Source organism: Cupriavidus phytohabitans (assembly GCF_017815025.1).
In the GTDB taxonomy this organism is placed as follows: domain Bacteria; phylum Pseudomonadota; class Gammaproteobacteria; order Burkholderiales; family Burkholderiaceae; genus Cupriavidus.
Genome location: NZ_JAGIQB010000011.1, coordinates 83,635 through 96,284 on the forward strand (window position 1 = coordinate 83,635; position 12,650 = coordinate 96,284).

11 protein-coding genes are annotated in these 12,650 nt (G+C 65.7%); 9 read left to right on the forward strand and 2 right to left on the reverse strand.

Features of this window, described 5'->3' with window-relative positions:
• Positions 1-1,141 precede the first annotated feature (1,141 nt).
• Complete coding sequence (locus J8I34_RS10005; protein WP_029045139.1) at positions 1,142-2,236, forward strand: replication protein RepA; 1,095 nt, start codon at positions 1,142-1,144, stop codon at positions 2,234-2,236.
• Between the two features lie 104 nt (positions 2,237-2,340).
• On the opposite strand, the gene J8I34_RS10010 is transcribed toward J8I34_RS10005, so the two are convergent.
• Positions 2,341-2,544: a cold-shock protein gene (locus J8I34_RS10010; protein WP_029045138.1), complete on the reverse strand. Its 204-nt coding sequence runs from the start codon at positions 2,542-2,544 to the stop codon at positions 2,341-2,343.
• A 378-nt stretch (positions 2,545-2,922) separates the two neighbouring features.
• Between J8I34_RS10010 and J8I34_RS10015 the strand changes: the two genes are divergently transcribed.
• Both J8I34_RS10015 and J8I34_RS10020 read left to right on the forward strand, forming a co-directional pair.
• Positions 2,923-3,582: an AAA family ATPase gene (locus J8I34_RS10015; RefSeq protein ID WP_029045137.1), complete on the forward strand. Its 660-nt coding sequence runs from the start codon at positions 2,923-2,925 to the stop codon at positions 3,580-3,582.
• A 3-nt stretch (positions 3,583-3,585) separates the two neighbouring features.
• On the forward strand, positions 3,586-4,629 hold the full coding sequence (locus J8I34_RS10020; protein WP_209805949.1) for a ParB/RepB/Spo0J family partition protein: 1,044 nt from the start codon (positions 3,586-3,588) through the stop codon (positions 4,627-4,629).
• A gap of 160 nt (positions 4,630-4,789) precedes the next feature.
• Here J8I34_RS10020 and J8I34_RS10025 read toward each other — a convergent pair whose 3' ends face one another.
• Positions 4,790-6,460, reverse strand: coding sequence for a phage integrase family protein (locus J8I34_RS10025; protein WP_209772819.1), 1,671 nt, complete (start codon positions 6,458-6,460; stop codon positions 4,790-4,792).
• 607 nt (positions 6,461-7,067) lie between these two features.
• Between J8I34_RS10025 and J8I34_RS10030 the strand changes: the two genes are divergently transcribed.
• The 6 genes from J8I34_RS10030 to J8I34_RS10055 all read left to right on the forward strand — a co-directional run bounded on the left by J8I34_RS10030 (position 7,068) and on the right by J8I34_RS10055 (position 12,638).
• On the forward strand, positions 7,068-7,871 hold the full coding sequence (locus J8I34_RS10030) for a helix-turn-helix transcriptional regulator (protein WP_029045135.1): 804 nt from the start codon (positions 7,068-7,070) through the stop codon (positions 7,869-7,871).
• A gap of 322 nt (positions 7,872-8,193) precedes the next feature.
• Positions 8,194-8,658 carry a response regulator transcription factor gene (locus J8I34_RS10035; protein ID WP_035876752.1) on the forward strand — a complete coding sequence of 155 codons (465 nt, stop codon included), beginning with the start codon at positions 8,194-8,196 and terminating at the stop codon, positions 8,656-8,658.
• Between the two features lie 168 nt (positions 8,659-8,826).
• Positions 8,827-9,105 (forward strand): hypothetical protein, encoded by a 279-nt coding sequence (locus tag J8I34_RS10040; RefSeq protein ID WP_209772817.1) that lies wholly within the window; start codon positions 8,827-8,829, stop codon positions 9,103-9,105.
• 756 nt (positions 9,106-9,861) lie between these two features.
• Positions 9,862-10,845 carry a DUF1839 family protein gene (locus J8I34_RS10045; RefSeq protein WP_029045133.1) on the forward strand — a complete coding sequence of 328 codons (984 nt, stop codon included), beginning with the start codon at positions 9,862-9,864 and terminating at the stop codon, positions 10,843-10,845.
• Positions 10,842-11,618 carry a hypothetical protein gene (locus J8I34_RS10050; protein ID WP_209772808.1) on the forward strand — a complete coding sequence of 259 codons (777 nt, stop codon included), beginning with the start codon at positions 10,842-10,844 and terminating at the stop codon, positions 11,616-11,618. Before J8I34_RS10045 ends, J8I34_RS10050 begins: the two co-directional genes overlap by 4 nt.
• A gap of 297 nt (positions 11,619-11,915) precedes the next feature.
• The gene (locus J8I34_RS10055) at positions 11,916-12,638 is read left to right on the forward strand and encodes a Crp/Fnr family transcriptional regulator (protein WP_029045131.1); all 723 of its coding nucleotides are present in this window, start codon (positions 11,916-11,918) and stop codon (positions 12,636-12,638) included.
• The last annotated feature ends 12 nt before the right edge of the window (positions 12,639-12,650 follow it).

Below are 12,650 nucleotides of genomic sequence, written 5' to 3' on the forward strand. Positions count from 1 at the left end.
ATATCCACACAAACAGGCTTCGGATGCTACGCAGAAACGGGTACGCCTCCTATTGCAGCGCACAAGACCCGATCCCTCAAAGGTCTGAAACGAGCCGCCGCAGAAACAGGTACGCCTCGTTCGTTTTTGCACGCCACGTTCACACGCAGAAACGGGTACGGGGTACGGGGTTTCCCAGGGGCGTCGGCCTGGCTGGGGCGAAGCTTAGCCGGGGTTCCCCGCAGAAATGGGTACGCCCACTCAAAAGGCGGTATCTCGGCGTATACGTTGAGTGTGAGCGCTAGCTTTTTATGATTGGCCGATATATAATGGAAACTTGCCGGTGCGTCTATTCGCAGACCCCTTTCATCAACGCAGAAATGGGTACGGATGGATCCATGCCGCCCTGGGGTCGGGCACGCAGAAACGGGTACGCAGACCGAATCCGGCGTACGGGCGGCTCTGACGCAGAAACGGGTACGCCGCAGAAACAGGTACGCCGAGCCGGAGGCAAGGTGTTTTTTCTTCGCGGCGCAGAAACGGGGACGGATTAGGGTCATCCGTCGCAGAAATGGGTACGCTGCCAGCATCAGGCGGATGAACGCGGCCCCAGGGTCGAACCTTTTTCTGCGTGGATAACCCGGGCCGCCGGCCTCCCGGCCGTGCAATCCAGCGGTAAATCCGGTGTAAACGGCGTATACCGCCTGGGGCGCCGCAGAAACGGGTACGCTCTGCAATGCTGCCGTTGTGGAAAAGCCTGTGGAAACACGGGGTTATCCCCGCAGAAACCAGTACGCGCGGTTCGCAGATACAGGTTCGGGGCGTCGCAGATTCGGGTTCGGCCCTTCGCAGAATCGAGTACGTTTGTCCGCAGAATCGGGTTCGCAGGGGTGGTTTTTCCCCTTATGAATCAAGGCGCTGAACTTCACGTATACGGTTTACAAGTAGTTAACCCGTATTGGTATCGTTTACTGGTAGTCACAGGGTTGCGGACGGTGGACAACCCTTGCGGGTTGCCCACCGTCCGCCCCCCAGCTGCCAGTCATGAGAGTCCCCGGATAACAAAACCCCGGCAACCAGGACAGCGCCTCAGCGTACCTGTTTCTGCGTGACAACCTTTGCGGCTTCGAGTACAAAGGCGGGTAATCCGAAGCACGCCAATATGCCCATCAAACGCTCCCCGGCCGCCACGGGGGATCGAAGTGTCCTCGACATGGACGCCGAACCCTCCCGCATCATTGTTCCCGGCAACGAGAACAGCCTGGTTCCGTCCGAGAAATTCCAGCGCCTGTTTGACGAGGCGCAAGCCATGGAACGCGAGGACGCCTGGCAAAGCGGCGAAGTTGGCTTCCTCAGCCGCGCCAGCGTCCAGGTCACGCTGCCATATCGGGCGCCCAAGGGCGCGCCGCCGGTATGGACGCGCACCAGCGGCAATATCTCGCTGATGATCCAGCCGGGCTACTTCACGCAGCAACGCTCCGAGCGCGCGGCCAATGGCCGCCAGAAGCTGGTGTCGGAGACGGTCTCGCTGGGCTATCCCTATGGCTCCTATCCGCGCTTGATGCTTGCCTGGATCGGCAAGGAGATCATGGCGAAGAAGAAGCGGGGCGAGTTCACCGGGACGGTGGAAGACCGGCGCATCTCGCTGGGCAATTCGTTGTCCGAGTTCATGTACAACCTCGGTATCCCGATGGCTACCGGCGGCAAGCGCGGCACCATGACGCTGGTGCGCCAGCAGATGATCCGGCTGTTTTCCGCGACCATTGCGATCGTGCAGAACAAGTCCACGCCGAGCCAGAACCAGAACCCGAACCACGAGCCGTTATCGATCGACCGCGTCGGCTACCTGCTGGCCGACCAATTGTCCACTTGGTGGGACCCGATGCAGCCGGGGCAGGGCTCGATGTTCGAGAGTTTTGTGGTGCTGTCTGAGCCGTTTTTCAACGAACTGGTCAACCGCCCGGTACCGGTGGACATGCGCGCACTGAAGGCGCTGAAGCAGTCGCCATTCGCCCTGGACGTTTATTCGTGGCTGACCTACCGGTTCTTCACGATCCAGCGACGCACCGAGATCCCCTGGGAAGCCCTGCAAATGCAGTTTGGCACCGAAACCGAAAGCGAGCGCAAGTTCCGCGCGCTGTTCCGCAAGGCGCTGAAGGACGTGCTGGTGGTCTATCCTGGCGCAAAGGTCGATGCGGATTCGTCCAAGGCGCTGATCCTGCAGCCGTCCCGTACCAGTGTGCGCAAGCTGGGCTGAGCGCCCGGCCACAAGGGCCAGACGCAAAAAAAGGCAAGCGTTCAACGCTTGCCTTTTTGTTTGTCCGCCGTTGCAGTGTTGCCGCAGCGGGCAAATCAGCTGGATCAGGCCGGCTTGATGCCCGAAGCCTGCAGACCCTTCGGCCCCTGCTTGACTTCAAACGTCACGCGCTGCCCATCCTTCAGGGTCTTGAAGCCAGAGCCCTGGATTTCGGAAAAGTGCGCAAACAGATCTGCACCACCGTCGTCCGGGGTAATGAAGCCGAAGCCCTTGGTCTCGTTAAACCACTTGACCGTACCGGTTGCCATAAGAATTTCCTTTTCGAAGCAAGTTCTAGTACACCACGCAAACAACCGTTCAAGCACGTTGAGTTCTCGTAGATACCGAACGGAAGCCGACGAGGTTGACACGACTTGACTCGACTGTAGCGCGCATCATAACCACTTTGGATTGCGGTGTCATGTGCGGCGTAATGCGCACTACAAATACTTTAGACACAGGGGCGCCCGCATTTCAAGCAAATTTATTGTCGAAGCCCTGGAGCCTGCCAAAAAAGCCGGGTGCCTTTCTTCGTACCTCATTAAAATTTTTGTAAATTTGGAAAATGGTTGAAGCGCCACCTCCTTTTGGCTACAGTTGCGCCTTAAGAGTCAAACCGCGCTTTCAGCGCTGAAAGAGAGGTCGCAGTGGCAGCCAAAATCATCACCGTCTTCAACCAGAAAGGTGGTTGCGGAAAGACCACGGTCAGCATGCACCTGGCGGGAACGCTGGGCCTGCGGGGTGCCCGCTCCATGTTGGTTGACATGGACGAACAAGGCACCGCCACCCGCTGGGCCGCCCAGGCCAGCGATGAGCGCCCGTTCCCCGCGTCGGTGATCGGCCTGGCGCCATCGGGCGGCGCCATGCACCGAGAAGTTCGGAAGTTTGTGCACGATTACGATTACATCGTTGTCGACTGTCCGCCTGCAGTCCATTCGGCGGCGCCGTCCAGTGCGCTGCTGATCTCCGACCTTGCCATCATCCCGGTGGTGCCATCGCCTCCGGACCTCTGGGCGGCGGTCGCAGCAAAAACGCTGGCACAACATGCGCAAGTCCAGAATGAAACCTTGCTGATCCGGGTGATGGCCAATATGGTGCAGCGGCGCGTGTCGATCGCGCGGCAGGCGATCGAGATCCTGGGAGACGATGGCGAGGTGCCGCTTCTGAATTCGATGATTGGATCGCGCTCGGCCTTCCGCGAATGCCAGGCGATCGGCTGTACTGTCCATGGCGTTGCCGGGGCGCGTGAGGCGGTACAGGAGGTCGACATGATGGTCGACGAAGTGTTGTCTTTGATTGAGCAATAAGGCATGGCTACAAAACTGAAAAGCCTCAAGGCCGGCATGCTCGCCGGCATGGTGGCAGAGAAGCACCGCAGCGACACGCTGGACCGGTTTGCCCGGGCCGAGGCAGCGATTTCGCAGCATCCGAATGGGCTGCTGCAGGGCAGGACCAACGATGCCGCTGCCGCTGCCGCTGCCGCTGCCGCTGCCGCTGCCGCTTTCAGCGCTGAAAGTGCTGGCGAGATGGCGACTGGCCGGCAGCTGGTGCGGATTCCGCTGGCGGAGCTTCATGACAATCCGCTGAATGCCCGCCGGATCTATGATCCCGCCATCGTGCAGGAGCGTGCGGCGTCGATCGCCACGCATGGACAGAAGACCCCCGGCCTCGCTGCCCCGGACACGTCGCGTCCCGGCCACTACATCCTGATCGACGGCCACTACCGCAAACGAGCGCTGGCGTCAGCCGGCAAGCTCGAGATGGAGTGCTTTGTCGAGGACGACCTGAGCGACCTGGACTTCTACCGGCTGTCGTTCATGCTCAACGAGCAGCGCTCGGACCAGTCGGCACTGGACAATGCGATCGCCTGGCGCCAGCTGCTCGATGAAGGCAAGGTCCAGAAGGAAGAAGAAATCTGCGAACTGACCGGGATGTCCGCCGGCACGGTCAACAAGACGCTGGCGCTGTTGCGCCTGCCCGAGTCCGTGCTTGGCGTGATGCGCGAGCGGCCGAGCGCGATCGGCATCGCCGCCGGGTACGAGCTGACTTTGTACTGCAAGTTGGCGGGGGAGGAGCGGACCCGCGAGCTGGCTGCGCGGATCATCAACGATGGCCTGTCAAGCCGCGAAGTCGAGGCGATCCGCAAGCATGCCCAGGAGGGCAAGGCGCGCAAGATCAAGGAAATCAGCCGGCAATACAAGATCCGGACCGACGGCGGCCAGTTGCTCGGGACCATCAAGGAGTGGGATTCGGGGCGAGTCGTCCTCGATGTCCAGCTGGGCGACCGTAGTGCCCGGGAGGATCTGGTCGAGCTGCTCAAGGCTCGCTTCGGACTGGACAAGACCTTGCTCTGAGTGAGGACGAGGTAGAACCGGGGAGGCGGGATCATTGCACACCACCGTCCCCGGGGCATCCAGGTCTCCAGCTGTGGCAGGATCGCTCGGCAAGATCCTGTAGCGTACCCAGTTCTTCGGTGGTAACGCCGCCACCCATCCTGTTCCGCACCGCCAGTCCCTACGGCAACTCTCCCCCCGTACCAACTTCTTCGACCGACGCCGACGCTGTCCGGCAACGCTGCCCCTCGCGAATGAGGTCACGTGGCGACCGGGCCGGAAAGGCGGCATCCAGCCTCCGATAGCGGGTAATCGCAGCCGACAGCAGCGCATGCAGCCCGCGCACCGAATAGGGCGGATGGGCCGTGCTGGCGAGCTTGCGCTGCGCCCGCCGGGTGGGCGGCGCGGCGGGCGGGCCGAGCAGGGGCACATCCGCCGCGGCGGGCGCGTCCAGGTCCAATCCCCGGTCTTGCCAGTGACGCCGTAGCGCGGCCAGCGCCGTGTCGGTGAGCGCAAGCCGGTCGTCGTCCGGCGCTTCCTCCGTCCTCGTTCCGGACACCCGGTGGAGGATCCGCAGGTCTTTCCAGCGCAGCGCCACAAGCCCGGCAAAGCGCGGCCGGCATTCCCGCAGCAGCGCGACCGCCGCGGCCGCGGCCCGGTAGCGCACGCCGTCCGGCCGGCTGCCTTCGTTCTCCAGCCAGGCTGTGAAGCGCACCAGCGCCATGTCGTCGACAGCTTCCCGGCAGGCAGCGCTCCCGGTGTCCAGTCCGGATGCCGCATCTCCGGCCGCGGCCGCCATGCCCATATCCGCCGCCGCACCCCGTGCCGGTCCCCCTATTGGCAGCCACCGGGCGGCCGAGTCGTACCCATTGCGCGCCATCCACGCCCACAAGGCGCCCAGGACACGCATGCTATGGCGCCGGCTGGCCTCGCCCAGCGGCCCGGTAAATGGCCGCCAGGATCCGACTTGCCGGGGTGCCCGCGGTCCGCACCAGCGCGCCGCCGGCTGTGGGTCGGCAAGAAAGGCCAGGTATGCCTGGCGGTCCTGCTCGTCCAACGCGGCGAGATCCTTGCGGCGCTCGATTGCCGCCCACAGCAACAGCCGTTCGGCCTCCTTCCGGTACGCGGCATGCGTGGCGCCGGCAGGGGGAGTGCTGGCGTACAGCCATTTGCGCACCATGCCGACGCCGCTGGCAAAGGGACAGGCGGGCGGCGCCTCCGCATCGCTGGCGAGAAATTCCAGCGGCAGCAGGCGTGGCATGTCTGGTGCCAGCGCCCCGCGCACCAGTGGCGTGCGGTTACCCACATGCGCGGCCAGCATGGGCTGGCCCTGGGGCGTGCGGACCAGTTCACGATGCTCTGCCAGCCAGCGGTTGATGGCTTGGCCGGCGAGGGCTCCAATACGTGGCACGCGCCGCCACCATGCCGTGCCGCGGACGTTGGTCAGCCCAATAAGTGCTTTAATGTTAACAATTTTGGCATGGCGCAGGCGCCGCGCCAGTGACGGCCCGAACCACAATTCCACGCCATGCTCCGCCCGTGGTGCCGCTGTACCGAGCCGTTCCAGTTCCGCCAGCGCGTCCACCCGGCGATCCATGCCGCGGTTGGAACGGCCCGGACCGGCCACCAGCAGCTCGGCCAGATCGGCGCGGCCATGGAGATGCGCCAGCTGGACCATGCGGTCGCGCAGGCTCAGCAGCGTGCGCAGGGCCGATTCACCGGCGTCGTCGTCATCGCCGTCGTCGGCCAGATAGCGGCCGACGACCATGGCTGCCGGCATGCCTTGCACATAGGCGCGGACGGCGGCGAATTCGCTGCGGGTCAGGCTGACGGAATGTGATCCTGGCAACATGGGCAACGGCGCGGGGCGGTCAGTGGGGGAGGGCACATGGCTCGCCTAACTCCTTGATTTATAAAACACTTAAGCTGAGCCCGAATCCATCCACCCGGAAATGCACAGCAAAGAGCAATGCCGATAATTTTATGCGGGATAAGCGCCATTCCGCCAGTACCTTGCCGCCCGAACATCTGTCTGCCCGGTTAAGCTGCGCTGGAAGGGTCGCAGTGGGTTGCCGGAGGTGGGGCTCCGGTACGTAGGGAAGATAGCCCTCGGGGAATACCCCGCTGCAATGCACAGAGGCTTGCTTTCGACGCCCCTGTTTCATAAGCTGAAGATCAGAATTAGATTCTGTTAAATCTGGTTGGAAAGTTACTAAAGCGTCAGTCATGAGCTGCGCGGCCCGGCATCAGCCGGCCAGTCACGGCTCGAACGGCGCAAACGGGGCGATTCGGCACTCCAAGGGAAGGGACGGGCACGGCAACCGACGGGACGCCGTACCAGGCCAGGAACAAGCCGGATCGTATGGATCTGCGAGCCGCAGCATAGCGGAAGCTGGTCCAACAGCAAGAACGGGTTTGTCGCAGGGCCTGGGCTTGCCGCAATAAGAAGGAGAGCGGCCATGGCCAGCATCCTCTTGATCGAGCAACATCCACTGTTGCGCCTGGGTCTTCGCCACCTCCTGGCCCAAGCGCATCTCCCGGGCGACCTCACCGATATCGATCCGCTCGCGCCGATCGAACCCGACCTCTGGCTGATAGAAGCCGACTTGCTGGTCTACGGGCTACCGTCCGACGCCGCGGCAGGCTGGGCGCAACTCGACGACCTGTGCGAGCGCCTGCGGCCCCGGCGCGTGCTGCTGCTGACCGAGCAACCCGCCGCGGCACTGTCACGGCCGGCGCTGCCGGAGCCCGTACGCGGCTGCCTGCACAAGGCCGCCAGCGCCGAAGCGCTCGACGCCGCGGTGCGGCTCGTGCTGGCCGGCGGGGAGTGCTTCCCGTCGCTGCTGCTGTCCGAGCCGGCCAGCGGACGCGGCGACGAAGCCGGCACGCCGCCCATGCTCGCTCCGACCGAGCCGACCAGTCACGCCGCCGGCCCGGTGGTGGTGCCGCTGCATGCGTTGCGCGGCGAAGCGCCGGTTGCGCATGCGAGCGAGACGCCGTCGAGCGGCGCGCATCTGCTCAATATCACCGAACGGCAGTACGAGGTGCTGGCCTTGCTAGCGCGCGGCTATCCAATCAAGACCGTCAGCCGGATGCTCAATATCTCCGTGGCCACGGCCAAGACCCATGCCTGCACGCTGTACCAGCGGCTCCATGTCCGCAACAAGGGCGAGGCCGTCTACGTGGCGCTGCAGCGCGGCGCCACGCTGGACTGGGCCGGCCCGCCGGCGGTGCGGCCGCTCGGCGCGTGCCAGGCCGCCTGACGTCCCTGCATGACCGTTCTGGGGTGCATCGCTTGCAGCCATGCCGGCGCCGGTCGGATCCGGTGCCGCGGCCATCCCCGCGGGTCATCCTTTTGACGTGGTGGCGTCCACCAAAAGCATGAGGCGGTGGCGGGGAGCGCTTGCTACGTTGACAGGGAGGCGTTCGCCGCCGCCTGCCGCACGCCATTGCGTCAGGCGCCCAACGGCAGGGCGCGCTCGCCGCGAGGCGCGCCATGTTCGCCACGGCGGGCCGTCCGGCCACATGACCTTCTGACCCTGGACCCATCGCGCCGCAGCGGCCATGGGCGCCATTGCCGAATCGATGCCGACCTACCTGATTGCCAGCAACGAAATGATGTGCCGCACCCTGGTGCGTCGCCTGGAAGCGCTGGGCCTGCCGCGCCCGATCCGGTGGCGCGCGCCGCAATGGCTGCAGGAGTGCGCTGCCGGCCGGCAGCGTCATCCCGATGCGGACGAGCCCGGCAGCGAGCCGCCCGATATCGCGCTGATCGATTGCAGCGGACTGGACGGTGACCCGCGCAAGCTGCTCGACCAGATGCATGCCCGGCTCGCCCCGCGCCGCTGGCTGGTGTTGTCAGACCGGCTCGACGCGGCGCTGATCGTCCACGCCGCGCTGCTGGGCGCCAGCGGTTGCCTGGCGGTGCCGGCGCCTGCCGAGCTCGTCTGCGCCGCGACCGCGCTGGTGTGGGCTGGCGGCCAGTGTTTCCCGCGCATGGCGCTTTCGCTGATGCAGGCAATGCCGCAGGACAGCGTTGGCGCCGACTGAGTCTGCCGGCCCCTCACGCGCCCTCACGCGCTTCCCTCTTTCGGCCACCACGGGATTACAGCCTGCGGATGAGGGCGCTCTATGCGCGCAAGCACTATGCTTCAAATGCCCGGCGTGCGAGCGGCCCCGCTCCAAGAGGCATGCCGCACCGGGATGCTAGGGGGTCGTATGGAAGGCGGGATGGATTACCTGGTCGTGCATGGCTTCGCCGTGCGCGAGGGCCGGGGCAAATGGGCTTGCTGCTTCGAAATCCGGCTGGCTGGTGCCGGCGAGCAGGCGCTGCTGTATCGCGGTGAACTGCATGGTCGCCGCTTCGATTGCGAGCATGCCGCAGCGCAGGCAGCGCGTGAAGCAGGACAGCGTGAAGCGGTGTTGCGCGTGGAAAGCTTCCGCGCACTGATCCTGGCGCAGCATCGTCTGCGCCTGCCGGCAGCTACGCTACCCTGAGCCGGGGCGCTGCGGCGCCTTGCTGTATTGCGCATGCCTTGCCCGCGCCAGCGCGAGGGCGAGGCACGCGATCACTGCTGCCGTCATCCTGCAGCAGGTCTGCCCGTTTCCCCATTCTCCCCATTCTCCCCATTCTCCCCATTCTCCCCATTCTCCCCATTCTCCCCATTCCGCTCGCCAACCATTGCCGTGCAGCCACAGGCCATGCACATGACTGCCGGCGTCGCCCGCGCTGGCGCACGCCGTCGCGCCCATGCCATGCCACAAAAAAAGAAGCCCGCCGACCGGGGGACCATGCGGGCTTTGAAGGCGTGCGGGCAATACTGCCGCCCACACGTCCTCTTGACGATATCCAATCGGCACGCGCGACTGTATCAACCAGAAGCAGCATGCGTGTCACGCATGCGTGCTCAATGCCACTCAACCGGCTCAACCGGCTCAACCGGAACTCAACCTCTGCGCCGACAAGCGCAGGCGCGCATCCGTCGGCACGCGCAGCCATGCGCAACGCATCGACGGCCGGACCTCGGGACCTGTGCAAAGTTTGTGCGCCGTCCAACAGACTGTCCTGAACCGCGCGCGCCAAGATCGCCATCAAGACCGATGGCGCAAGCATTTGGCTCGGTGCAGGGAGAAGGCGGGCATGACAACAGAATGTCAGTGCACGGCAGCCGGAACGCGAGCGCGAGGGCACGCATCCGGCGCGCGCCACGCACACCCGCAATTGGATCGGCATGGCAGGCGCGGAGGTCTCTAGTGTACGGCGACACCAAGATGCGTGGACGTGGCGGGCCCGGGTTGCGCGGCGGCAATCCGGTGTGGTCGCACGTCAACTGCCATATCGACCTGTGGATCGAGTTGCTGCACGGACTCGAACTGCCACCGGTCGCCGCGCTGCCGTGCGCAGTGCGGCAGGATTTCGAGGCCGACCATTTCACGCAGTGCCGCTTTCCGGTGGCGGACCTCGAGCGGCTCTACGGGTTGACCGCCCATGCGATGACGCTGTACGACTCGCTCGAGTCGCACGTGGCGGCGCAGACCGCGCGCGGACATCTCGTCGTGATCGAGCTCGACAGCAGCCAGCTGCCGCCACCGCCCGGCGCCGGCTACCAGCGCCACCGCACGCCGACCTGCATCGCCGTCGACGTGCTGATCCCCGAGGCGGGCGCCGTCGGCTATTACCATACCGACGGCTACCACACCGCCAGCGGCGAGGACTACGCCGCGATCTTCCAGCTGGCGCCGGGAGCGCGCAGCGCCGAGACGCTGCCCTTCGTGCATGCCGATGTGGTGCGCCGCGATGGCCGGCTGCGCGGGCGCGAGTCGCTGCTCGACGCTTCGCTGGCGCTGCTGCGCACGCACCTGGGCAACCGGCCGCAGCAGAATCCCGTGACACAGTTCCGCGCCGCGTTTCCCGCGCACCTGGAGCGGCTGATGGCGCGCGGCGAGCCGGGTTTCCACCACTACGCCTCGGGCGTGCTGCGCCAGCTCGGCGCCAACTTCGAGCTGCTCGCGCGCTACCTGCGCTGGCTGGTGATGCAGGGACAGGAGGTTCCCGAGAAGGCGGCCGAAGCGTGCTACACGATGGCGTCGGAAGCAATGGTGATGCAGTTCCGGCTGATGCGCGCCGTGATCAGCCGCAAACCGGATCGCTGCGACGATTGCCTGGACCAGCTCGAGGCCTCCTACCAGGCCAGCGTGCCGGCGCTGGCCCGGCATTTCGGCGAGTATGCGCCATGACTTCTCCCGATGCCGCGGCCACGGGCCGGCCGGCCGCTGCCCTCGTCCCACTGCCCGGCGCCACACCCGTCACCGCCTTCGTCACCGCCTTCACCAACATAGCGTCGCGCGCGCCTTGCGGTCCGTGGCGATGGTTGCAGACGCTGCCCGGCGCGGCCCCGTCGCCGGCGGTGCTCGACGACGGCGCGTGCTGGCTGCCGGCACCGGTGCCCGGTTCGGTCGCGATGGCCATGGGGGCAGCGGGCCGCTTGCGCGAAGGCGCTCCGGTGCCGCTGCACTGCCACGACTACTGGTACCGGCTGTGCATTGCCGGACACGGGCCACGGCTGCTGCGCCTGCGCGGCCTGGCGCGCGGCACCGAAGCGTGGGTCAACGGGCGCCTGGCGATTGCCGTGGATGATGCGACCGGCCGCGACGCCGGGCTGCACCAGTTGCACGATCTGCACGAGGCCGCGATCGAACTGTCGGGCATGAACACGATCCACCTGTGCTTCCGCGCGCCACGCGTGCTGCACCCCGCGGCGGCGGCAGTGCATGGCTGGCGCTGCACCGTGGTGGCCGCCGCCGGCCACCTGGCCGGCTTTCTTCCACGCGCCATGCCGCTGGATGAGGTCGGGCCATGCCAGCTTGTCGAATTGCTCGCGCCCCTTCCGTCCCTTCCGTCCCTTCCGGCACTGGCCGTCTCCGCCGGCCGCCCCGCGCTTGCTCCCATCTCCGACTTTTGCAGGAGGGCCCGGCGCCTGCCTGCGCCGCTGCCGCGCGCTGCACGCTGAATGCGCCACGGCCGGGCATCCCGCTCGGCTTTCCGGCCAACCTCCCGATGGATGAGCGCTCCCCAACCATTCGCCTACTGTCGCAGCGTCTTTCCATGACGCTAAATAGAGTCACTGGCTTGCAGTCAGCGCCGCAGCAGGGTCAACGGCGCAGCCAGGCAGTCGGATACCAGTCATGCCGGCCATGCTGGCGCTGAACGGGAACCGGCAAGGCTGAAGCCCGTTTTTCCCGAGTGGCGTTCGCCGAGCCGGCAGGACGTTGTTCCGCAAACGGGTTTGGACAGGGGGTACGAAAAAATGATCACGCATCGGTCGGAACTGCATGTCAATCACCTGCTCAGCGCGTTGCCGCGTGGCGAGTGGGAAACACTGGCCCAGCATTTCGAGCTGGTCCGGCTGCGCGCCGGGGAGCTGCTCACCGATTCCGGCCAGCGCATCGTCCACGTCTACTTCCCAACCACGGCGGTGGTTTCGCTGCTGTCGCTGCTCGAAGACGGCGCGACCGTCGAGATCGCCGCGGTCGGCCATGAAGGGCTGGTCGGCATCCCGGTAGTCACCGGCGGCGACACCATGCCCAGCCGCGTCGAAGTGCGCAGCCCCGGCCTTGCCTACCGTATCCCCGCACGCATGCTGCGCGCCGAGCTGCCGCGCCTGCCCACGCTGCAGCGCGTGACGCTGCTGTACGTGCAGGCGATGCTGACGCAGATCGCACAGACCGCCGCGTGCAACCGCCACCACTCGCTGAACAAGCAGCTGTGCCGCTGGCTGCTGCTGGCGATCGACCGGCTCAGTTCCAACGAGCTGGTGATCACGCAGCAGGTCATTGCCAACATGCTCGGCGTGCGTCGCGAAGGCGTGACCGAGGCCGCGGGCAAGCTGGAGGACCTTGGACTGATCCACCACAGCCGCGGCCATATCACGGTACTGGACCGCTGCGGCCTGGAGAAGCATTCCTGCGAATGCTACAAGCTGGTCAAGCGCGAATATGACCGGCTGCTGCCCGCGCTGGCCAACGCCTGAACGGCGCTGCCG